Here is a 25,548-nt window from a genome sequence, read left to right on the forward strand (position 1 = left end):
AATAAGATTTATTAGTTGAGAATCATAATTAATTTATTACTATTTTTTTGGATATTTTACCTTTGTCTGTAAATAGTTTTAATATATATACAGTTTTTGAAAGCGTGTTTATCTTTAGTTTTTTATTCTGGTTTTGGTTTTTATGAAATTTCCAAGAATAGATTTTTTTACCCAAAATAGAGTACAGTTCTGCCTTTTCTAATTGAATGTTGTTTGTAGGGTTTACATTTATTTCTTTATCTCTTGTATGATAAAAAATAGAAATATTATTATTATTTAAAAAATTATCTTCATTAGATAAAATTTCTTGTTTTTCAGAAAATGTAATAAAAAATCTGTTTTCATAAATTCCTTGATCTAATGACAATGTTACTTTTTCATTTTTTAAAGGGTAAGAAGTTTCTGTTACATTGTCATATAAGAAGATTCTCTGATCTCTTAAATTCCATTCGTCTATTTGTATAGTAATTTCATCATCTATTGCTAGAACAAGTTCTAATGGAACTTTAAGTTGAGGTGTTATTTCCGAAACTCCTGTAATTATGTATTTAGCATCATCATTATCTACAAACCTCCAATAGATATCTGAATCTGACAAATCATGTATCTTACTATCATAACCTACATCATACGCAAAAGAATTGTTTGGATTGAATGAAATACCTATTTGTCTATGCATTTTTCTGTTTTCTACTGTAGTATAGTCCATACCTAACTTAATAACTGGTAGTTTTGGTATGCTATATTCATCATCATCTTCTGAATTTGATTTAAAAAAGACAGATTCAGGACCTTCTATTTTATATTCTCTTTGACTATTGTTAAAAACTACTTGTCCACCATCTGCATCACCACTAATAAAAAACCCTTGTGCTATTGCAATATATTCTTCTGGTGTTGTATAACTTCCAGAACCTAAAGAAGGAGTGCTATCATCACTATTATCATTAGAACTTACTTGGTTTGCAGCTAGACCCATAGCAATATTTCTTGTAGAATAACCTCCAACGTAACCATTGTAATAATGCCCAGAAATATCTGAACTAATTAGATCTTCTTCTCCTGCATGTTGCCAGAAATACAATGTACCATCAATTGAATTGCTATTATCTTCAATAAATTTCTTTGTGTTTAATGCAGATGGATAAGGATTGCCAATTAAATAAGATTCATCTGCACCAATAGCTGTTGTTAGGTTTCCGTCATTTGGCGTACCAACAAAAGTATAGTTTTGTGCTTGTCCAGGTCCTTTTATAGTAAAACCGTCTGTTACTGGTATAGTACCAGTGCTTCTTTTATGATCCCAATTTGAGTAACTTCCGTCTGAACTTGCATATGTGTATATCCAATGTTCAGCTATTTTTATAGGTGAAGTTGGTTCTCCATTGTACCCTCCAATAAATTCAATGTCTAATGGAGTAGAATTAGCAGAAGTTGCATCTGAACCATCTTTTAAAACAGTAGCTACTGTATAGTTTGTTCCGCCAACAGGAGAGCTCATATAGTTATATCTGTATGTGCTAGGTACTGTTGAATTTTGGTCTATGTATAATTTTCCACTACCATTAGTTTTACTTGTAGAAGTATGATTTTGAATTAGTTGAGCTGTTCCAGATAAACGTATTTCACTAGTTACATCTGTTAAAGTAATGTCTTCTGAAACAACTAAAACGTTATCTGTTATAGTTAATTTATTACCAGAGTTAATAGTTAGTGTTCTTGCATTTAGTGAAGTAGAAAGGGAATAGTTTTCTGCAATAATAACACGTCTACTTCTATCTGGGTAACCGTTAGTCCAAGTACTACCTGTTCTGTTTGTTGGGTTAATGTTGTGCACACCTAATTTAATATTTGATGTTGCATTTGCGCTTGTAATTTCAGATAATAATGGATCATGTGGGTGTCTTTCTGGTCCGCCATTAGCAGCGTCTTTATAAGGATCTAAATTATCATCCACAAAGGCAATCCATTCTGTATTGGTGTAATCTTTGTTAAAAGTTGTAATTTCATCGCTTCTTATATAAGAAGTGTTATTAGCAATACTACTTGTAGTATCATATCTGTTTTTCCAAGCGGTAGTTCCACTTGCTAAACCATTTGGATGTGTAAGTAACAATATATCATTACCATCAGCTATATTAATAATATTTGTATTAGAAATTAAAATTGATTCTCCTGGCAGGATCTCTGAAGGGATTGTATATATTTCATTAGGAGGAACATCAGTTTGACTTCCGCTTTTATCAGAAAATAATGAAAATTTTACAGTATTCGCTAAAATTGTATTTGTTGCATGTGTATTTGTTATTTCAATTACTTTATTAGCATCTGTTTGATGAATTTGAGTAATCATTGGTGTTCCAGAAACGTGATTATCTCTGTAATCTACATCACCAATAGTTAGTACATCATTATCTGTATCTGTTAATAAAGTAGGGTCGTCTATGGTTGCGTTAACATCTGTAAAGTCATCAGCAGGAAATAATGTATTGTCTAAGCCATTATCTCCAAAATCTCCGTTAGATTTTCCATTACTATCAGAATCTATTGTATAACCAACTTCGGCAGTGTCGAATAAACCATCATTATCAGAATCTAAATCCGTGAAGTCAGAATTATCTGGACTTCCATCTGTATTTACTGGAGTTAATCCTGTTGCTGAAGATGTGTCATTATTATTCTCATAAGCACTATCTAAACCATTTGCACCAAACACATAATTTGGTGCTATGTAGTCTATTGTTGTTTGTGCTTCTATGTTATCTGGTATTCCATCATTATCAGAATCAATATCTTTATCATTAGTAATTCCATCACCATCAAAATCAATATCACCAGCAGTACAATTAGGAGCAGTTGTACCATAAGCAAAACTATCTACTCCATGAGCATCTCTTGCACAAACATCTATTTCACCAGAAACAATTGTGGTTTTAATTTCTACGTTTGTAACTCCACTAGTGTTAATAAAACCAATTGTAGCTTCTGTATCATCACCAACATTAATTGCGCCATTTACAAGAGTAGTTTTATCTCCTCTATATAATTCCATTGTTCCGGTACCATCATTCTCAAAACTATCTGCTTTTAAGAAAGCTAAAAGTTTGCCATCTGCATAAATTTCAATTTCATAAGTAGGAGTTGTAGGCCCATCACTAGTATCGAAGACATCATTAATATCAAAACTAAATGCATAAACAGTAGTAGTAAAGGAAATATTTACTGAAAATGAATCTCCTGTAATAGCACCTCTTTCTGGTATTATATAAATGGCGCTTGAAGAATTACCAGAAGTAAATTCGGTACTTGTTGTTGTTCTTATTTCTGAATTTTTTCCTGTTGGATAAGTGGAGCACCCTATTCCTGCACCTGCATCATAATTAGGAGCATAATAATTAGATGTAAGTGTTACTTCACCATCATTAATTGCGCTTGTTGGGTTAATCCCGAAATAAACTTTGTCATCTAAAGATAGAGGAGATGAGCTAGAAGCTGGACTTTCTCTAATAAAATTTGTTGAAGTATCGTCTAAAACTGTTAAAGGAATACCTCTATTATATGAGGCTTGTTGAAAACCAGATTCTTGATAGCCTAATCCATTTGTGTTTTCACCAATACCAAACACTGCATATTCTTCATCAATCCAGTTTTCGGCATCTCCAGCAGGTGATGTTCCACCAGGAATAACACAGTTTTCTTCTGTATCTAATATACCATCATTATCATCATCTATATCAATAACATCTGAAATTGAATCGCCATCTGTATCTTTATCTGTAATTGTAAATTGAGCAGAAACATAGGTAATAGTATATTTTGAATTGTTTATTGTGCCTTGGTTTATAGTATACGTACCAATTGTTTCGCCAGAATTTCTTGATAAACTACCAGATAAAGTGTCTCCACTATCTAAACTACCTGATGTAATTGTGTATGTTAATGCTGGATCTGACTCACCAACTCCTTTAGATTTTGCATCTGCAGTTACTGTAATTGGTATTTTAGGTGTTCCTGATTCGCTTATAATAACATTATCAATAGAGATATCTGAACTCCAAATAGTGCCTCCACCTACAATTCCTTCGAATCTAATAATAATATTTAGACCATCGTAAGCAGATAGGTCTAGGGTTTCAGTTATCCAATCTATTCCTTGATTTCCGGTTCTTGTAAATATATCTGTATAATTAGAGCCTCCATCTGTACTTATTTGTACGTTTAAAGTTCCCATAGAATTAGCTTTATCTGTATACATATTGTAATCAAAAGCTAAAGATGAACTTGTAAAACTTGTAAAATCGAAACTTTTTTCTAAAAAGGCATTATGACCTGTAGTTCTTGGGCTAGAAGCTTCTATATGCATAAACCAGGTCCCTTCAGATGCGCCAGATTGCGGACCAGTTCCTCCTGAAGGAGTAATGTTTTCTGCGTTTGTCCAATCAAAAACATCACCAGAAGCGCCTGTCCAACCTTCAGTAGAGTTTTCAAAACTATAACTTAAAGTACTAGAAGGGTTAGAAATTTCAGCTTGCCAACCAGATTCATTAACTGAGCCATCAGAAGAAAAAACAAAATGTAAAGCGTTAGAAGCATTTGTTGAAGTAACTGTAAAATCTGCAGTACCACAAAAAGATCCTAAACTTGCTGCACTTGCGTTGGTTCCATCATATACTGTAATAGAGTCATAACAACCACCGCCATTAGGTTCTATAGATACATTTGTGAAATCTAGTTGAATAGGTTCACCAATTGCAGATTGAAAAGTTGTAGATGTATTTTCACTGTCACCATAATTTCCAGAAGATCCTCCAGAATCATAAAAAGTACCAGCATCTGTTGTAACAGTATTACCGTTTACAGCAGCATCACTAATAATATAAGTTTGAGCGAAGCTATTCAAATTAATAAATAGCACCATAAATGGTAACAATAACCATTTACTTTTAGATTTAGGGGTCATAAAGTAATTATTTAGGGGTTATTAAAAAACAATTAAGCTTAATAATAGAACAGCTAATGTATGAAAATATTTTTAATTATTAGATATAAAATGAGTTAGAACTTTTTTAAATGAAAAAAGAGCAGGGTTAATTCGTGTTTTATTATTGATTAAATAATTTGTTTTTTAGATGATTATAAGTGAATAAACTTAATTAAATATTTTTTGGACAAAAAAACAGTCTGATGTTTTTATACATCAGACTGAATTATTTATTAAAAAAAATTATAAAATTAAAAACCAGTTCCAGGATCTTCTGGGCTTTGAGCTTGTGCTTTTTGTGGGTTTAAAATCATATATGTACCAAGAGCTGTTAAAGCTGCATACTTACCGTAATTACCAATTTTTTTAATGGCATCTTTACGAGAAATTTCTTGTGAATTATTATCTATATTTTTTATTTGTTTTTTCATGATGTTACTTTTTTTGAAATTCTCGTTTTTATTCTAAAATAATTTTCTTACTTATTTTACCTGTTTCAGTTTGCATTTTTGCAAAATAAATACCTGTAGCTAATTTGGGTAAAGAAATATCTTTAACACCTTTAGCTTCAAAAGAAGTTGTCATTACTTTTTTTCCAAGAAGATTAAATAAAGAAACCGTTGTTTTTCCTTGTGGTAAACCTGCTATTCTAATAGTAGAAGCATCTGATTTAAAAATACTAACTCCGTTTAAAGCTACATCTTTAATACTTAAAGAACTTTGAGTAGTATATAAATAGAATCTCCCAACTCCATTTACAGCATCAGTTAAAGTGATTTTATATTTACTATTCGTTTCATCTAAACGTGTAAATGTATTTGTTACTTTATCTTCTAAAAACACTTTAATACCAGCTGGTACATTTAAAGCTTCTGCAGAAATTGTAATTTCTGTATTTGCAGCAGCTTTTACACCAACAGGAACTACCAAAGATTCTAAATCTGAATTAGGTAAAGCTTGTCTTGCGAAAGCAATTCCTTCATTATTCTCTATTAAATGCGTATAAATTCTAATACCTGAAGCTACACCATCAAACATACCAATATCAAAACCTGGGTCTAAACTTGCGGTTTTACCATCTAAATAGTTAATTTTTGTTTTTTTAGTACTTGTTCCGTTAGAAAGATTTAAACTGATTGAAGGATTAGAGCTTTTATAAAAAGTACCTGTTACAGTAGTTTGCATAGCTTCTGTAATATTAGCAGTACCATCAACTTTAGATTTAATAAAAAAAGCTTGTCCTGGTTGAATAGAACCACTTGTTAATTCTGTGTAAGCAGTACCATTCCAAACATAGATAGCATCAAAACCATCTGCGATAAAATCATTAGTAGTTGTATTTTCAGTAATAAAAGTTGCAATATCTATATTAGAAGGATAAGGATTTCCTATTAAATTCCAGTCACTTACATTTGTTGATATAGCAGGTGTTTTTGTTCCATCAGGGTAAGTTCCTGTAAAAGCATAATTTGTGCCTGAAGTCCTTTTTATAGAATAACCAACACCAGGCCCAAAAGTGACATTAGTACCACCTTCAAAATATCTCCAATGTCCAGTAGCAGAATCTGAAGTTCCTGCGCCATCAGAATCTGTATCAACTGACGTATTATCATAAGTAGCAATAGCTTTGTTACCTGTATCTAGCGTGCTTGTTGGAATTGAATTTGTTGTAACCCAAGCATCATTATACTGCTCACCAACAACTGGAGCCGAAATTAAATGCCAATTTGTATCAGAAACAGCTACATTGTAGGTAATGTTTCCTGTTGCAGTACCAGTAACTATTAATGAAGCTCCAGCTTCAACTAAAATAGCATTACTAGAGTTATTTGTTAAATTTCCAGAAATGGTAATTGATTTACCTGCTTTAATGGTAACTGTTGCTGTATTATTTAAAGTTAAATATGGAATCGTTAAATCTGCATCTACCAGAAGATTACCATCATTATTTACTTCTATACCACCTGCCATATCTGCATTAACTTCTAAATCTCCTCTATTAACAGTAACTTGACCTGTAAAAGTGCTAGCTGTATTTAGTACAACTTTACTATTTTGTTGAATAGAAATTCCACCTGTACCAGAAAGAGTACCATTAAAAGTTAATATTTTTGTATTATCTCCATAGATATCAAGAAAGTTTCCTTGAAAATCAAGATTACCACCTAATGTTAAATCTCCATTTACTGGGTTTATTTCCATTGGATTATATCCAATTTTCATAGGAAAATTTAGTGTATGTAATGCAGTAGAAGAGTTTTCTATTTTTGGATTATTACCACCAAAATCAAAGAAAGTATTTTCTGTTACTCCTCCAATAGTTCTTGAAGTTGTTGCAGTAGCATCAAAAAATATTCGATGACGATTTGTTGCAGCTAAATCGTTAGTCATTGTGGTTTCATGATTGTTGTCCATTCTTAAGATTTCCCCTCCTGCAGGAATTTGAGCTAGTCCATCAGTAGAGTTCCACCAATTTACCGTTACTTCCCAATTTCCGTTAATTGCATCTGGATTTCTCCAATAATAAGTTTTTGCTTGTGAAAAGCTAATTGCGGTAAAACATAATACAAAAATTGTTAAAAGATAATTTTTTTTCATTTTTTTCATTTTTAGATTAGTTAATAATTAATTTTTTGGTAATTACTTTATTGTTATTTTCTTTAATTCTAACAAAGTAAATTCCTTTGTTTAAATCTGTTACTAAATATATATTGTTTTTTAGAACGTTTTTAGTAAACTGTTTAACTTGTTTTCCTGTAATGTCAAAAACACTAACTTCTTGCACTTCTTTTGATAAAATAAAAGAACTTGAAGTAGGATTTGGGTACAGATATAATTTTTTTTTGTCTAAAGCAATACCTTTATTAGAAAGTGTTGTAGGTTTATTACCATAGACTTTAAATTCTCCTGGAGCCAAACTAATTAATGAGTTTGTATTAGTAACTGTAATAGTTTGGTTGTCATTTAAAACATCATACCAAGTTCCGGTTTGCTGAAATGTAGGGTTAATATTTTGCGTGGTAACACCAAAGTTTCCAATAATAACCATGCTTTGTAAATCCGTTGCATTAGGATTTGTTAAGTGAATTTTTTTTAACCCATTAGCATTGCCAACATCTAAAGAAAAATCTGATGTTTCAAAAAGATCATATTTAAGTTTTAATTGAATTAATTTAGACCAAGTTTCTTTTACTGCTCTTCTATTTTCGTCTGCTAAATAATTCCATAAAATAGGTTTATTACCAGTTCTTCCATTTTGATTAATTGAGATATCGTAACCTAGTTCTCCAAATTGCCAAATCATTTTTGGTCCTGGTACAGTAAAATAAAAAGCACCTGCTAATTCTACTCTATCTAAAGCTGTATTTAAATTTCTAATATTATAACTTCCGTTTGAATTACCAAATTCTATGTTTTTATACATTAATCTTTCTTCATCATGGCTTTCCATATAACTCACATTTGCTGGTACAGACCAACCTCTGTTTTTATAAGATATCCATGAAAAATCTGAATCATTACCAAAGCCCATTGTTGCTTGATTGTAATTGTTATTATGATTTCCCCAAACCATAATTCCTTTACCTTCACTTAATCTGTAATTTACCCATTGTGTTTCTTCATTATTGGTTCCTAAATGTTCAAAAATAATGTAAAAATTTGGGTCAATTTCCCATTGATAGTCTGCATATTCTTTTAAAACATCAATTCTGTCTTGTTGGTAAGCATTTGTACAAGAATCATCACCAGAAGAACAATTTTGAGTAAACCCTTTTGTTAAATCCCATCTAAAACCATCAATTTTATATTCATCAATCCAATATTGAGAAACTCTTTTCACATAGTCTTTAACAGCTTGTTTACTGTGATTAAAATCATTAAAAACACTGTAAGAATGTGTTGCAGTTTGATTAAAAAAAGGACTGTCTGTACTTGCTTGGCCGCCGTAACCACCATTGTCTGTGTTCCACATTCTGTAATAAGGATTTTGCCCAGAAGCATGATTAAAAGCAACATCAATAATAACAGCAATTCCTCTTCTATGACATTCATCAATAAGTTGTTTAAAAGAAGTTGTATTACCATAATATTTATCTAAAGCCATGTGAAAAGAAGGATTGTACCCCCAAGATTCGTTGCCATCAAATTCCATAACAGGCATAAACTCTATGGCGTTTATACCTAATTCTTGTAAATAATCTAATCTAGCATTTACAGCGTCATAACTATGTAATTCATCAAAATCTCTAATTAAAAGTTCATAAATTACTAAATCTGTTTTTGCAGGTTTTTGAAAATTAGTTGTTTGCCAATTATAAGCGGCATCACCCGTTCTTAATAAAGTTACTGCATGATTTGTTTTTCCTACAGGATAACTTGGTAGATTTGGATATGTTGTTGCATTTATATATTGATCATTATGCTCTGTTAAAACTACCGTAGAATAAGGATCTGCAACTTTTATATCTGCATCAATTATATATTGATAAGAATAATTTGTTTGTGGAGTTAAATCGGTAAGTTCTATCCAAAAACGATTTTTTGCACTGTCTTTTTTTAGTAAATAAGTGTCATTTATTTGCCAATTATTAAAACTACCAATTACATGTATAAATTCTTTGCCAGGTGCATAAAAGACCAAGGTTGCTTTTGTGTTATCTGAAGTGTTTAAATTAATTCCATCTTTCATTCCAGAAGGAACAGCAGCTTCTGGAACTGTAGGTTTTACGATTGCTTGAAAAGTAACGGTTTTAGTTTCTCCATTATTTGTAGCTTCTAAAATGTAATTTGTAGTTTCTGTAACAGTAGGAGAGAAGCTATATGTTGTAATATTTGTTTTTTGGTCTATAGAAGTACCGTTTGCTTTTAAATTGAAATCAGCAGGCAAGGATACAGTTGCGTTAATTGGCAATGTTTCGCCTGAATTTAGAATTGTAATTGCAGATGAAGGAGAATTTAAAGTTAATTGATAAGCCCCAACTTCAAAATATTGATCTTGTGATTTTTTATCTCCAGAACCATCTTTTGCTTTTATTAACATCCCAATACGGCCAAGATCTGTCCTATTATAAAATGTTGTGGGTGTAAAAGTTATTGAATAAGTACCGTTATTATTGTTTGTTAGTTTTTGTGCTTCATTAGAATTTGTCCAACTTCCGTTTGTTGGAGAATCCATAGAATTAGTATCATCAATATCATATGACCAAGCCCATAAATAAATATCTGAAACTCCCCAAGTAGCAGGTGTTACATTAGAAACTGTTATGGTAATAGCATCTGTTTCTTCAAATGTTGAAGGAGAAACACTAAAAGTTACATTTTGTACTTGTCCAAAACCTAAAAATGAAATAAAGATTAAAAGTAAAGTGATTTTTTTCATAGGAAAGATGTAAAAAAAACAAAGGCTATCTTTTATAGACAGCCTTTGTAAAATTAATAAAATTTAATTTATTGTATACGTTGGATTCGCTGGGTCAGAGAAATCTAATACAAAAGAATAGGTTCCTGCAATAGCAACAATATTTGCTCCTCCATTATCTAAAGTTCCGTCGTTTCCATCATCGCCATAATTAGTTCCCCAATCATTATTGGCTCTAAACTTATATTCTCCATCAATTAATGTTACATCATTTAATATCCAAATGTCATTAAAAGGTTTAGACCAATCTCTTGTAAATTGTGCATCTGGAGTTGCTCCCCAGTTATTATAAGCTTCACCAACTATTCCCCAAACGTGATCTATTTTTTCTAATGTATATTCCTGATTATTTAAATTTACAGTTACAATGTAAATTCCTGCGGTTACATTTATATTAGATCCATTTAATTCAATTGTTCCATCTGCGCCATCATCTCCATAATTAGTTCCCCAATCATTGTTCATTCTAAATTTCATTCCACCATCAATAAGTGTAACAATTCCTCTAAACACATCAGAATATTGATCATATTCTAGCATGAAATCTGGTGTTGCTCCCCAATTATTATAGGCTCCACCTACTATACCTAAAGAAAAACTTTCTTTTGTGTATTTATTAGTGTTTAAATCTAGAGTGATTTTAAAAGAACCAGCGGTTGTTGTATAATTACCACCGTTAGAAACAGCATCATCTGCTGCGCCTCCAGATCCTAAATTATTAGCCCAATCATTATTTTCTCTAAATTTCCAGTCTCCTGCTGTTAAATTAACATAAGCTACTAAAACTCCTGCAACATCAGTTTTAAACATTGGTAAATCTGGAGTTGCGCCCCAGTTATTTGCAGCAGAACCAACAATACCCCAAGTAGTAGATAAATCTAAAACTGTTAAGTATGTAGTAACATTAATGGTTAATGTGTCACTTATTCTTTCTAAATTAGTATTAGAAGCTGCATCAGTAATTGTTGCTACAATTCTTAATTCTAAATCTCCAGCTGTATCAACAGGTATTCCAGATTGAATTGCAATGTTGTTTAATTGAGCATTGGTTAAAGAAATTGTACTCATGTTTTTAACCTTACCAACTTCTATTGGAGTTGCAAAACTTGTGTTAGGTGCGGCTGCTTGAATAACATATTCAACATCAACTGCTAAAGAAGAATCTAAAATTGGGTCTTCCCAGTTAATGTTTACAGCAACATCATCATTTTTATCTAAAGTTAAAACAAATGAATCACCATTAGAAATATCTTTAAATGTTGGTGCGTTTACAGGATATGTAGTTACTAATAATAAAATTGTATTAGTAATATTATCTCCAGATTTTACTCTCATGTAAATTGCAATGTCTCTAAAATCTGTATTACCAGTGCTAATAATAGCGTTGTTAAATTCATTAACAGTCATAGAGAAGTTATTCTTATCTGTAGAACCTAAATTAACCGGAGTTGTAAAAGTATCATCTGTAGCCATTTCTACAGTATAATCTATGCCAGCATTAATTTGATCTTTCCAAGAAATTGTAAATGCTGGGTTGTTTGGCAAAGCAAAATTTAAAAATATACTGCTTATGCCTGGTGTGTTTAATTCAAACACAGGATCTGGACTTGTTATTGTTAAGCTTTCTTCTGTTTCACAAGCTCCTAATAAAAGAGTTAGTGATAAAAATAAATAGCTTAATTTTTTTAAATAAGTTTTCATCTTTTATCTATTATAAGTTAAATTGATATTATAAATTCAAAGGAATTAAGATAAAACGACCTGTTAAATCATTAAACCATACATCATAATCATCTTCTACAATTACTGGTATTGCACCACCACCATCTGTTGCTACACCAGAAAAAGAAGTTGTACTTCCCCATCTATTTCCAGCGCCAGTTACAAATTCTAAATCTCCAGGTTTTAATCTTACACTAGTTGCAAACCATATATGACCATCAAAAGTCAAAGCAGACATTGCAACATTTGTGTTATTTGTTCCTTCTATAGATAAACTTGCAGGACTCATAATACCACTAGCATTAAATGTTTCAAATGTAAAAGTATTACTTGCAAAATTTATTTTAAACGTATAAAACCCTGCAGTAATTCCATTTCCACCTCCATAAGGCATTCTTTCTGGTTCTGGGTTTGTAACAGTTGCAGTTGTAGCCCAAGTTGAAGTTCCATCATCAGTACCATATTGTGGATGCCATAACCCTTTATTAGGTAATACTTTAAAATGACCATTATCTGCCCAGAAACCAGTGTAATAAAATGTATTACTGTCTGTAGCATCTCTAAATAAAGCTGGATTATTGTTATTATTATTCCAACCTGGAGCAGTAGCATCACCAACTAAGTAGTAATCATTAAAAACGTAATTAAAGTAAGGGTATACTTTAAAGTTTACTACATTAGAGTTAGTCGTTTCATTGTTTTGTGTACCTAAAGAGGAAACTATTCTCACATAAATATCAGACCATGTAAAAGGGTTTAATCCAGCATTTCCTGCAGCAGCATTAATTTCATTTACTGATAAAGTAATTGAACTTTGCCCAGTAATTGTAGAAGCAGTTATAGGCTCTGTAAATACATCATCTTTAGAAAACTGAATTGCATAGTTAATTGCAGCTTGCTGTCCATAAGTAGCTTCATTCCAATTTAAAGTAACAGCAGGGTTGTTTGTATTAACAGCATCTAATTCTAATTCAGTGAAATTTAATTCAGCCAAAATAGGTGCCGTTGGTGTTGATATCATGAATGTTTCAGTTGTATCATCACAAGAATTGAACATTACTAAAAATAGTCCAATAAGTGTAATTGCTGAAAATCTTTTTATATTTTTCATCATTTGTAACTTGTTTTAAAATTAGTACCCAGTATTTTGAGTTAAGTTAGGATTAGAAGCTAAACTTGCAGCTGGAATTGGGTATAACTTCATGTGAGCAGGTAAAGAAATACCATTACTACCATTTCCTTTCCAAGCCCAGTTGTAATTACCTCCTGTAAATTTTCCATAGCGAATTAAATCTTGTCTTCTATGTGCTTCCCAATGTAATTCTCTTGCTCTTTCATCTAAAATAAAGTCTAAAGTAATATCTGTAGCCGTTAAATTATTTTGAGGATTGTTAGCTCTAGACCTTAAAGAATTAACATAAGCTTCCATATCTGCATTTGTTCCTCCAGAACCACCTCTTAAATGAGCTTCCGCATACATTAAATATACATCTGCTAATCTAAATAATGGAAAATCTGTGTCTACAAAAGTTTGGTCTGAACCAAAAGTTCCTGTAGAGGTTGCATTAGAATATTTTTCGATAACATAACCTTGGTCTTTATCAGATATATCTGAAATTTCTATACTTCTTGTTCCAGAAATGATTGTATTTCTTTCGTCTCCAGAAAAGGTTCCACCATCAAATAATTGAGCAAATTGTTTTCTAACTCTTAAAGCACCACCCCAACCAGATGCGCCAACTCCTAAAGCAGTACCATTAGCTTCTAAACTTCCAATTTGACCGTTAATAATTACAGTTGTTGGTCCGTAGTTTTGTGTAATTAAACCATCAGAAATTAAAGGGAAAATAATTTCATTATTTGCAGAATTAGTATTGTTATCTGCCATAAATAAATGTGCATAGTTAGTTGCTAATGCAAAACCAGCTCCTATTATTTTTTTACTAGCTTCTAAACTTTCAGTATATTTATCTTGTCCGATATAAACTTCTGCATTTAAATACATTTTAGCTAAAATCATCCAAGCTACAGCTTTATCTGCTCTACCATGTTGATTGGTTTTTGGAGCCATTAAGTCTGTATCAATTGCTAATAATTCACTTTCAATAAAAGTAAATAATTCTGCTCGATTTACTTGTGTAGGATTAAAACCTGCCGTTGGATCTGTTTCTAAAACCATTGGAGCTTTACCATATAAATCCATTATGTGATAATAGGCAAGTGCTCTTAATAATCTTGCTTCTGCTCTAAATGTTACTATTTCTGCTCTAGTTGCTGTAGTTACATTTCTTGCATCTAATTTTTCTGTAGTTGTTTCACGAAGAAAGTTGTTGGAAAAAGCAACAGAAACCATAGCTCTACTGAACATACCTAAAATTAAAGGATTTTGAGCTGTCCAAACATTACGTTGAATTTCTCTTGTTCCTGGATCATTTTCATAAGACCAAATCATTTGATCTGCAGAAAGTGTTTGCAGGTATAATAGTGTTCTACCATATTGGCTTGTTCCTGCATCTAATCCTTGAATGTTAGAACTTCCTGGCCCATCAACACCTGTTAAAGATAAATTGGCATAAGCTCCTGCTAAAACTTCTAAATAAGCACTTTCATTTTCGAAAAGCGCATCACTTAAAACAGTTTGATCATCTTCTGGTACAATGTTTAAATCTTTTGTACAAGAAGCAACTACTGATGTTAACAAAATAACAACGAATAGATTTTTTATTGTTTTTATATATTTTTTCATCTTGTTTTTATTAAAATTTAATATTTGCTCCAACTAAGAAGTTTCTAGATCTTGGGTAAATTAAATTATCAATTCCATTAAATACTTCAGGATCTAAACCGCTATAGTTTGTTAAAGTAAATACGTTTTGAACACCAGCCCATAATCTTATACTACTATAAGAATATGCTTTAATTGGGTTGTTAAATGTATATCCTAAAGTAACGTTGTCCATTCTTAAGTAAGAAGCATCTTCTATATAAATATCAGAATTAATTACATCTGAAGTTCTTAAGAAGTTGGTATTCAATACTGAAGTTGGTAAGTTTCCTAATACTGCATTGTCTTTTAATAATTCGAATTGAGATCTAGAAGAGTTTACGTTGTTATATACATAATTTCCTAAACTTGCTCTTAAGTTAAAAGCTAAATCAAAATTTTTGTAATTAAAATTAGATTGAAAACCTAAAGTAACATCTGCATTAGGGTTTTCTTTTAAGTATCTATCATCATCATTAATAATACCATCTCCATTTAAATCTGCATAAGCTCCTTCAATTGGTTTACCTGCAGTAGTATATAATTGCTTATACACATGGAAAGAATTAGGTGCAAAACCTTCTCTTAATAATTGAATAGTATTACCTGTTCCACCAGCAGTTCCACCAGTTCTAACATCTTGGTCGTTTGCTAATTCAGTAATTTCTCTATCTAAATAAGTTGCATTAAAGGTGAAATTCCAATTGTAATCCTCGCTTTTAATTATATCTCCGTTTAAAGTGAATTCTAAACCTTTAATTTGTAATTGACCTATATTTTGAATGGCACTGTTACCAAAATTGGTTCCATCAGGCAAAGCTGCGTTAAATAATAAATCATCAGATGTTTTTTGAAAAACACTTACAGATCCATTAAATCTATTATCAAACAAACCATAATCTACACCAAACTCAACAGTTGTTGTTTCTTCCCATTTTAAATCTGGGTTTACAACTGAAGGAATTGTAGATTGTACAGCAGCATTGCCAAATAAATATCTTGAGTTTTCATTACCAAAACGATATCTGTCTAAATATAAATCATTAACTCCTGGTAAATTTTGTTGACCAGTTAAACCATAACTAGCTCTTAATTTTAAGTTAGAAACTACATTAGAATCTTTTAAGAAATCTTCATCACTTAAATTCCAAGCAATTGCTGCTCCACCAAAATTACCCCATCTATTATCTTCACTAAAACGAGAAGTACCATCTCTTCTAAAGTTAAGCGTTAATAAATATTTTTTAAGGTAAGAGAATTTTGCTCTACCAAAGAAACCAATATTTACAACATCAGGATCTGCAAACGTAGTTCCAAATGAATTAGGATCTCTTAAGTTACCTGTATTTGCACCAAAATTTTCGAAACGTTGGTAAGAATATCCGGCTGTTAAATCTAATTTTAAGTCTTTAAATTCTTTAAGATAATTTAAATAACTGTCAAACAATTCATTAGATCTTTCTTGAGTTCCGCTAGATTCTGAACCTGCAAATTGCTGAACAATATCTGCATTACCAATTTGGTAATCGCTTAAAAAACTTGAAGAACCTTTTGTTTTATCAAAACCTGCGTTTATTACAGCTCTTAATTCTGGTAAAAAGTGAAACTTATAATCGAAATTTAAGTTTCCATATTGTCTAAAGTTAAAACCATTACTGTTAGCTAATAATAAAGCAGCAACAGGGTTTTGTGTTCCGTTTGCAACTACATCTCCATTTCTATGTTGGTAATATCCACCAAAAGGAGAACTAGCATCATATACAGGTTGCGTAGGATCATAACGCAAAGCAGCTCCTATTTGACCAGAGTCACCAAAACGACTGTCTTCAAAAGCTCTATTATAGTTTAAGTTAATTTTTAAATGATCCTTAAATAAAGAAGGGTTCATAGAAAGAGAAACTGTTTTTCTATCAAATTGAGATGTTAATACAGCTCCTTCTTGATTCGCAAACCCTATAGATAATCTTGTTGGTATTGCACCAAAAATTTGACCTTTTGCAGTTACGTTGTACAGAGAAGATACTGTAGAACGTAAAATTTCATCTTGCCAATTTGTATTTGCTGCACCTAATAAACCAACATCACCTGGTCTTCTTTGTGTTGCTAGGTTTCTAAATTCATCTGCAGAGAAAACATTTATTCTATCTAATACTTCACCAAAAGTATATTGCATGTCTAAATCTAAAGTATATTCTTTTCTACCTTTTTTAGTAGTAATGATAATTACACCATTAGAGGCTCTAGAACCATAAATTGCAGTAGCAGAAGCATCTTTTAAAACAGAAAATGATTCAATATCATTTGGGTTAATACTTGCTAATACACCTCTAGATCCAGCAACTCCGCTTTCTTCAATAGGTAAGCCGTCAATAATAATTAATGGGTTGTTAGAAGCTCCAATAGAAGAACCACCACGAATTGTAATTTGAGATCCAGAACCAGGAGCGCCACTTGTAGTAACACTAACTCCAGAAACTCTACCACTTAATAAATTTTCTGGTGTAACAATATTCCCTTTTGTAAAATCTTTTGCGGTTATTGATTCTACAGAACCTGTAGCGTCTTTTACTGTGGTAGTACCATAACCTACTACAATTATTTCATCTAATTGTTCTGAAGATTCATCTAACTCAACAGTTATGTTAAAGTTAGTTCCAATAGTAATTTCTTTGCTAGCATATCCTAAATATCTAAAAACTAGAACATCGCCAGTTTTAATTTTATCTAATATAAAGTTTCCATCAAAGTCGGTTTCTGCACCTTTTATTGTGCCTTTAACCACTACACTAACACCAGGTAAAGGTTCGCCAGTTGTTTTTTCTTTTACAATACCTTTTACTGTTTGCTGAGCAAACATCGTAAAAGATGTACTTAAAAGAATACCAATTAAAAATAATTTAAATTTTTTCATGTATAATTTGTTAAATAATAACTGTAAATTTGACTTGTGTGTTAACAATAAACTTACATTCCACTCTGTAAATATAGATATAAGACTAATGTTTTCAATATTATAAAATTCACGAAATCGGTTTCGTGTTGACAACTTTTTTACTAAATTATCATTAGATTAACAAAAAATAACTTTAACAACTATCTTTTAAAAAATAATGAAACAAAAAATTACCATAAAAACAATAGCGAAAGAATTAGGTGTTTCTACTTCAACAGTTTCAAAGGCTTTAAAGGATAGTCATGAAATTAGTAAAGACACTAAAGATAAAATTCAAGCTTATGCTAATCTTTATAACTACAAACCTAATAGTTTAGCGCTTCAATTACGTACCCAAAAAACAAAAGTAATTGGTGTTATTTTACCAAAAATAGTGCATCACTTTTTCTCTACAGTCATTATGGGTATTGAGGAAGTAGCTAATAAAAAAGGTTATAATATAATGGTTTGTTTCTCTAATGAATCTTATAAAAAAGAAGTAGAAACACTAAAGGTTTTGTCTAATGGAAGTGTAGATGGTTTAATTGTTTCTATAGCAAATGAAACCCTTAAAAATAAAGACTTTAAGCACTTTTTAGATTTAGTTTCAGAAGAAATTCCTTTAGTTTTATTTGATAGAGTTGTAGATGAGATTTTATGCGATAAAGTGGTAGTAGATGACGTGGGTGCGGGTTATAAAGCGAGTAAACATTTGTTAGATAATGGAAGAAAAAAAATTGCTTTAATAACAACACCTAAACATGTAAATGTAGGTACTTTAAGAAGGCAGGGGTATGAAAAAGCTTTGATAGAAAGCTACATTAAAACAGATACTAATTTAATTATTGAAATTGAAGAAGATCTAGATATTAAAAAACAAATAGAAAAAGTTTTTGAACAAGATATTGATGGCGTTTTTGCAGTAAATGAAATTTACGCGGCCAACGCAATGAGAATTGCAAAAGAAAAAGGACTAAAAGTACCTGATGATATTTCTATCATTGGTTTTACAGATGGTTTGATTTCTGAATATTCATCACCTTCAATTACAACAATAGCACAACATGGTTTTACAATGGGGCAGCAAGCAGTTGAACTATTAATAGAAAGAATAGAAAATGAAACGGATACTTTTAAACCAAAAAAGATTGTGATTTCTAGTGACTTAAAACTACGAGAATCTACGAAATCGTCGTCGTAGATTTTTTATATTCTTTTTATAGATTCCGTAAAAAAATCTATATTTGAAACATTAAAAAGATTTATCAATAAATTACATTCCACAAAATTTATTAATTGATAAGTCAAAAAACTTATCGTAATATTCGATAATGGAAAAGCGTAAATTAAGCTTCTGGCAAATTTGGAACATGAGTTTCGGGTTTCTAGGAATACAATTTGGATTCGCCCTACAAGGTGGATTTATGTCAAGAATTTTTCAAACTTTAGGAGCAGGAAAGGAAGATATTCCTTTGCTATGGATTGCAGCACCCTTAACAGGTTTACTTGTACAACCAATTATTGGTTATATGAGTGATAGAACATGGAGTGTAAAATGGGGTAGAAGAAGACCTTACTTTTTAGTAGGTGCTGTTTTAAGCTCACTAGCCTTGTTTTTTGTTCCTCATTCTCCTGCATTATGGGTTGCAGCTGGTTTTCTATGGATTTTAGATGCTTCTATAAATATTTCTATGGAGCCATTTAGAGCTTTAGTTGCTGATAAATTACCACAATCTCAAAGATCTTATGGTTTTGTTGTACAAACATTAATTATAGGTATTGGAACTTGGATTGCAAGTAATTTACCTTGGATGGTATCACAATTTGGAGTAAGTAATGAAGCAGCATCTGGCGTTGTACCTATGTCTGTAAAAGTTGCTTTCGCAATTGGAGCTTTTGTGTTTTTAGTAAGTATTCTTTATACCGTTTTTACAACGGATGAATATCCGCCAGAAGACATGGAAGAATTCAAACTTGAAAAAGCAAAAAAGAACAATTTTATTCCAGATATTTTAGAAAATATTGGAAGCATGCCAACTACAATGAAAAAATTGGGAGTCATTCAGTTTTTCTCTTGGTTTGCATTTTTTACGATGTGGTCTATGGCAAATCCAGCCTTAACAGAGCATATTTATAATACTCCTGCTCCGGTAGAAGCTACTTTTAATATGGCAGATTCAGTACAAGCAGAAGCGTTTAAAATTGCAAATACAAAATTTCAAGAATCTTCTAATTCAGTAGGTTCTGCAATGGGTATTTATGGTTTATCTTCTATGGTATTCGCGCTATTATTAACTTTTTATACTTCGAAAAGAAACATTAACAGAAAATATGTACACATGTTTTCATTGATTCTTGGAGGTATAGGTTTTTTATTGATGAGTTATGCTTTACCAGAAAATTTAAAATACTGTTTTGTATTAATAGGTTTTGCTTGGGGTAGTATTTTATCAATGCCATATGCAATGCTATCTAGTTCTGTAGATCCAAAGAAAATGGGAGTAATTATGGGAATTTTTAACATGTTTATTGTAATTCCACAAATTATCGCTGCGCTAGGAGGAATCAATTATGTATCAAGTTTATTCGGTGAAGAAGCTATTCATGCAATGACAGTTGCAGGAATTAGTTTGATAATTGCAGGCTTCTGTAATTTATTAATTACCAATAAAAATGCAATTAGTTATCAAGAAGAGATTTAAAAATTAAAATGAAAAAAGGATTTATTTTTGATTTGGATGGTGTTATAGTTGACACTGCCAAATACCATTATTTAGCGTGGAGAAAATTAGCGAATCAATTAGGTTTCGAATTTACCAAAGAACAAAACGAATTATTTAAAGGCGTTAGTAGAAAACGTTGTTTAGAAATTTTGTTAGAAATTGGTAATAAAGAAGCAACACAAGAACAATTTGATATTTGGATGGTCGAGAAAAATGTTGACTATTTAGCGTATATAGAAAATATGGATGAATCTGAAATTCTTCCTGATGTTCCTAGAGTTTTAGAGTTTTTAAAGAAAAGAAATATTCCAATTGCCTTAGGGTCAGCAAGTAAAAATGCACAACCAATTTTAGAAAAAGTGAACTTATTACATTATTTTGATGCAATTGTAGATGGAAATAATGTAACAAAAGCAAAACCAGACCCAGAAGTTTTTCTGCTTGCAGCAAAACAATTGGGTGTAGATGCTAATGATTGTGTGGTTTTTGAAGATGCAGTTGCTGGTGTAGAGGCCGCAAATGCAGCAAAAATGATGAGTATTGGTATTGGAGATGATAAAGTGCTTTCTGAAGCGCAATTTAACTTCACAGATTTCACAGAAATTAGTACCGATTTTATTAAAGATTTAATAGAGAATTAATAAGAAATGAGAAAGTAGAAGCAAGACAATAAAAAGTTTTAAGTTGCCTATATTCTTTTCTCTTTATTCTTTTTCTCTCAAAAAAGGAAAAAAATGAATCAAGATTATATAAAACCAAATGAATGGTCAATCCTTGAAGAAGGATTTGATGCTCAAATGGTGAAATCTTCGGAAAGTTTATTCAGTATTGGTAATGGTGTCATGGGACAACGTGCTAATTTTGAAGAACAATATACTGGAAATACGTTTCAGGGAAGTTATATTGGGGGAGTTTATTACCCTGATAAAACACGTGTTGGATGGTGGAAAAATGGATATCCAGAGTATTTTGCAAAAGTTTTAAATGCACCAAACTGGATCGGAATTAACGTTTTAATCAACGATGAAAAACTAGATTTACATACGTGTAAAGAAATTTCAAAGTTCAGAAGAGAACTTAATATGAAAGAAGGTTGGTTGTCTAGAAGTTTTGAAGCGGTTTTACAAAATGGTATCAAAATTAAAGTTGATACAAAACGTTTTTTAAGTTTAGAATTTGATGAGGTTGGTGCCATTAATTATAATGTTACTCCTTTAAATTCTGAAGCAAATATCACGTATACTCCATACATAGATGCAGGAATTACAAATGAAGATACCAATTGGGATGATCAATTCTGGGATGTTTTAGAGGTTTCTCAAAAGAATCAACAATCTTACATTCAAGCAAGAACTATGAAGACACATTTTTATACGTGTACTTTTATGGAATCTAGATTATTTGTAGATAATAGCGAAATTATTACAGGTTGTAATAATGAGCAAACTTCAAATTTTACATCTTGCAATTATCAACAAGAAATTAAACAAAATCAAACATTTACCATTCACAAATTTGGTGGTTATGTGGTTGATAGAAATCATAAAAAAGACGAATTAGTTACTGCTGCAAAAGAAGTTTTAGACAAAGCTGTAAGTTTTGGTTTTGATGCATTATTAGAAATGCAAAAACAATCTTGGGCACAAATATGGAACATGTCAGACATTACTATAGAAGGTGATGTAAAAGCACAACAAGGAATTCGTTTTAATATTTTTCAACTAAATCAAACATATTTAGGAACTGATGCAACTTTAAACATTGGTCCAAAGGGTTTTACAGGAGAAAAATACGGAGGAAGTACATATTGGGATACAGAAGCATATTGTATTCCTTTTTACATGGCTACAAAAGATCAGTCTGTTGCAAGAAAATTATTAGAATACAGATATAATCATTTAGATAAGGCGATTGAGAATGCTGAAAAACTAGGTTTTACCAACGGAGCAGCATTGTATCCAATGGTTACTATGAATGGTGAAGAATGTCATAATGAGTGGGAAATCACGTTTGAAGAAATTCATAGAAATGGAGCTATCGCTTTTGCAATTTTCAACTATTACCGTTTTACAAATGATTATTCTTACATTCCAGAAAAAGGATTGGAAGTGTTAATGGGAATTGCACGTTTTTGGCAACAAAGAGCAACTTTTTCTTCGGATAAAAACAAGTTCATGATTTTGGGCGTAACAGGTCCAAATGAATATGAAAACAATATTAATAACAATTGGTACACAAACTACATTGCAAAATGGTGTATAAACTATGCGTTAGAAAATATTGATGTTGTAAAAATAGATCATGTTTCAGATTATATCAGAATTAAAGAGAAAGTTGGTTTTTCTGATGAAGAATTAAAGGCTATGAAAAATGTTGCTGACAATATGTATTTTCCATATTCAGAAAAGAAAGATGTTTTCTTACAACAAGATGGTTTTTTAGATAAAGAATTAATCACTGTTGAAAATTTAGATAAAAGTCAAAGACCTATCAATCAGAAATGGAGTTGGGACAGAATTTTACGTTCACCTTATATTAAACAAGCAGATGTTTTACAAGGTTTCTACATGTTTGAAGATGATTTTTCTACGGAAGAATTAGAAAAACATTTCGATTTTTACGAACCTTTTACCGTTCATGAAAGTTCACTTTCTCCTTGTGTACATAGTATTCAAGCTGCAAAGTTAGACAGAATGGATCAAGCGTATACGTTCTATTTAAGAACTTCACGTTTAGATTTAGATGACTATAATCATGAAGTAGAAGAAGGTTTACATATTACTTCTATGGCAGGAACTTGGATGAGTATTGTTGAAGGTTTTGGAGGAATGAGAGTATTGAATAATACACTTTCTTTTTTACCGAAAATTCCTAAAGAATGGAAGACATATTCATTTAAAGTAAACTTTAGAAATCAAGTAATTACTGTAAATGTTTCTCAAAATGGAAATCATTTTGAGCTAGAAGGAAGTCAAAAAATTAGCATTTTAGTTAACGGAGAAAAGGTAACAGTCTCTCCAAGTAATTTATTAGCTGTTTAAAAATAATGATATGAAACTCTTTAATGCTCTTTTATTTATTTCATTATTTGGATTAATAATTTCTTGTGATAAAAAAGATAAAAAAGTTTCAGATTCTTTAAAACCACTATCCAATAACTCTTTAGAAAGAGTTGAGCCCCCTAATTGGTTTGTTGGTTTTAAAGATGTATCGTTACAATTATTAGTAAAAGAAGACAAAATTGGTAACTCAAAACCATCAATTTCTTATGATGGTGTTTCTATTGAAAAAGTAAATAAAGCAAGAAGTGAAAACTACTTATTTATTGATTTAAACATTGGTAAATCAACAAAAGCAGGAAAGTTCGATATCATTTTTACATTTGATGATGGAACAAAAAAAACACATACGTACGAGTTAAAATCAAGAGAAAAACCTGCTGAAGATTATATTGGTTTTAATAGTTCTGATGCTATATATTTAATTACTCCAGACCGTTTTGCAAATGCAGATATTTCAAATGATATTGGCTCTAGGGTTTCAAAAGCAAATAAAATTGGAGAATCTATTCAATTTCTAAAAGAAAACTCAATTAATAGAGCAGATGATTATGCAAGACATGGTGGCGATATTAAAGGAATTACAAATCATTTAGAGTATATAAATGAGATGGGGTTTACTGCAATTTGGCCTTGTCCGTTATTAACAAATGATATGCTAAAATCTTCATATCATGGATATGCAATTACAGATTTGTATGAAATAGACCCTCGTTTTGGAACTTTAGCAGATTATAGAGAATTGGCTGATGAATCTAGAAAAAAAGGAATCAAATTAATTATGGACCAAGTTGCAAATCATTGTGGTAGCGAACATTGGTGGATGAAAGATTTGCCTTTTAAAGATTGGGTTAATCATCAAGAAAATTTCGAAAATAAAGGAGCTTTAATTACTTCAAATCACAGAAGAACTTCAAATCAAGATATGTATGCTTCTAAAGCTGATAAAAAAGGAATGGCAGATGGTTGGTTTGTGCCTACAATGCCAGATTTGAATCAGAAAAACCCTTTTATGGCGAAGTATATTATTCAAAATAGTATCTGGTGGATTGAGACGATTGGTTTAGGAGGAATTAGACAGGATACGTATCCTTATCCTGAAAAGCAATTTATGAGCGATTGGGCTGGTGCAATTATGAAAGAATATCCTAATTTTTCTATTGTTGGTGAAGAATGGAGTTACAATCCGTTATTAATTGGTTACTGGCAAACAGGGGCAAATAATAAAGATGGTTACGAATCTAATTTAAAATCTACCATGGATTTTGCGATGCAAAGAAATGTAGTAGAAGGAATAAATGAGAAAGAATCTTGGGATAAAGGTTTAGTGAAAATTTATGAAGGTTTAGCAAATGATTTTCATTATACAACACCAAAGGATATTATGGTTTTTCCAGATAATCATGATATGAGTAGAATTTACACACAGTTAAAAGGAGATATTGCAAATACAAAAATGGCTTTATCAACGTATTTAATGTTGCCAAGAATTTTGCAAATTTATTACGGAACAGAAATTTTAATGGAAGATTTTAAAAAACCAGGAGATCATGGTTTAATTCGTACAGATTTTCCTGGTGGATGGAAAGATGATACTGTAAACGCTTTTACGGGAAAAGGCTTAAAAGCAGATCAAAAAGACATGCAAAGTTTCTTAAAGAAGTTTTTAAATTATCGTAAAAACTCTAAAGCTATTCACGATGGTAAAACGGTTCATTTTGCACCGTTTAACGGAACTTATTTCCTATTCAGAATTTTAGAAGATGAAGTTGTTGTAAACATTATTAATAAAAACGATGCTCCAATTACTATAGATTTAAAGAGGTATTCAGAAATAGGTTTAGAAGGAAAGAAATTAAAGAATATTATTACTGGAGAAGATTTTGTTTGGGAAGATAAAGTTGTTTTATCAGAAAAAGGAAGTATTATTTTAACTACAAAAAAATAG

General features: G+C 31.1%; 13 protein-coding genes. 5 read left to right on the top strand and 8 right to left on the bottom strand.

What is annotated here, in order from left to right; translation table 11 throughout:
• Nucleotides 1-28: 28 nt before the first annotated feature.
• The 8 genes from V3V28_RS06615 to V3V28_RS06650 all read right to left on the bottom strand — a co-directional run bounded on the left by V3V28_RS06615 (nucleotide 29) and on the right by V3V28_RS06650 (nucleotide 17,797).
• Nucleotides 29-4,960: an MBG domain-containing protein gene (locus tag V3V28_RS06615; RefSeq protein ID WP_331364229.1), complete on the bottom strand. Its 4,932-nt coding sequence runs from the start codon at nucleotides 4,958-4,960 to the stop codon at nucleotides 29-31.
• A 272-nt stretch (nucleotides 4,961-5,232) separates the two neighbouring features.
• Complete coding sequence (locus tag V3V28_RS06620; protein WP_331364230.1) at nucleotides 5,233-5,412, bottom strand: hypothetical protein; 180 nt, start codon at nucleotides 5,410-5,412, stop codon at nucleotides 5,233-5,235.
• Between the two features lie 28 nt (nucleotides 5,413-5,440).
• Nucleotides 5,441-7,579 carry a T9SS type A sorting domain-containing protein gene (locus V3V28_RS06625; protein WP_331364231.1) on the bottom strand — a complete coding sequence of 713 codons (2,139 nt, stop codon included), beginning with the start codon at nucleotides 7,577-7,579 and terminating at the stop codon, nucleotides 5,441-5,443.
• Between the two features lie 16 nt (nucleotides 7,580-7,595).
• Nucleotides 7,596-10,361 (bottom strand): alpha-amylase family glycosyl hydrolase, encoded by a 2,766-nt coding sequence (locus V3V28_RS06630; protein ID WP_331364232.1) that lies wholly within the window; start codon nucleotides 10,359-10,361, stop codon nucleotides 7,596-7,598.
• 63 nt (nucleotides 10,362-10,424) lie between these two features.
• On the bottom strand, nucleotides 10,425-12,101 hold the full coding sequence (locus V3V28_RS06635; RefSeq protein ID WP_331364233.1) for a SusE domain-containing protein: 1,677 nt from the start codon (nucleotides 12,099-12,101) through the stop codon (nucleotides 10,425-10,427).
• A 28-nt stretch (nucleotides 12,102-12,129) separates the two neighbouring features.
• The gene (locus V3V28_RS06640; protein ID WP_331364234.1) at nucleotides 12,130-13,236 is read right to left on the bottom strand and encodes a SusE domain-containing protein; all 1,107 of its coding nucleotides are present in this window, start codon (nucleotides 13,234-13,236) and stop codon (nucleotides 12,130-12,132) included.
• 18 nt (nucleotides 13,237-13,254) lie between these two features.
• Nucleotides 13,255-14,868, bottom strand: a complete 1,614-nt coding sequence (locus V3V28_RS06645) for a RagB/SusD family nutrient uptake outer membrane protein (RefSeq protein WP_331364235.1) — start codon at nucleotides 14,866-14,868, stop codon at nucleotides 13,255-13,257.
• Nucleotides 14,869-14,878: 10 nt separating this feature from the next.
• Nucleotides 14,879-17,797 carry a SusC/RagA family TonB-linked outer membrane protein gene (locus V3V28_RS06650; RefSeq protein ID WP_331364236.1) on the bottom strand — a complete coding sequence of 973 codons (2,919 nt, stop codon included), beginning with the start codon at nucleotides 17,795-17,797 and terminating at the stop codon, nucleotides 14,879-14,881.
• Nucleotides 17,798-17,996: 199 nt separating this feature from the next.
• On the opposite strand from V3V28_RS06650, the gene V3V28_RS06655 reads away from it, so the two are divergent.
• The 5 genes from V3V28_RS06655 (at nucleotide 17,997) to V3V28_RS06675 (ending at nucleotide 25,548) form a co-directional block, all read left to right on the top strand.
• Nucleotides 17,997-19,019, top strand: a complete 1,023-nt coding sequence (locus tag V3V28_RS06655) for a LacI family DNA-binding transcriptional regulator (protein ID WP_331364237.1) — start codon at nucleotides 17,997-17,999, stop codon at nucleotides 19,017-19,019.
• Between the two features lie 130 nt (nucleotides 19,020-19,149).
• Nucleotides 19,150-20,520, top strand: a complete 1,371-nt coding sequence (locus tag V3V28_RS06660) for an MFS transporter (protein ID WP_331364238.1) — start codon at nucleotides 19,150-19,152, stop codon at nucleotides 20,518-20,520.
• Between the two features lie 8 nt (nucleotides 20,521-20,528).
• On the top strand, nucleotides 20,529-21,182 hold the full coding sequence (gene pgmB, locus V3V28_RS06665; protein ID WP_331364239.1) for a beta-phosphoglucomutase: 654 nt from the start codon (nucleotides 20,529-20,531) through the stop codon (nucleotides 21,180-21,182).
• Nucleotides 21,183-21,275: 93 nt separating this feature from the next.
• Nucleotides 21,276-23,582 carry a glycoside hydrolase family 65 protein gene (locus tag V3V28_RS06670; protein ID WP_331364240.1) on the top strand — a complete coding sequence of 769 codons (2,307 nt, stop codon included), beginning with the start codon at nucleotides 21,276-21,278 and terminating at the stop codon, nucleotides 23,580-23,582.
• A gap of 10 nt (nucleotides 23,583-23,592) precedes the next feature.
• On the top strand, nucleotides 23,593-25,548 hold the full coding sequence (locus tag V3V28_RS06675) for a glycoside hydrolase family 13 protein (RefSeq protein ID WP_331364241.1): 1,956 nt from the start codon (nucleotides 23,593-23,595) through the stop codon (nucleotides 25,546-25,548).

Source organism: Polaribacter sp., from assembly GCF_036480315.1.
GTDB lineage: Bacteria > Bacteroidota > Bacteroidia > Flavobacteriales > Flavobacteriaceae > Polaribacter.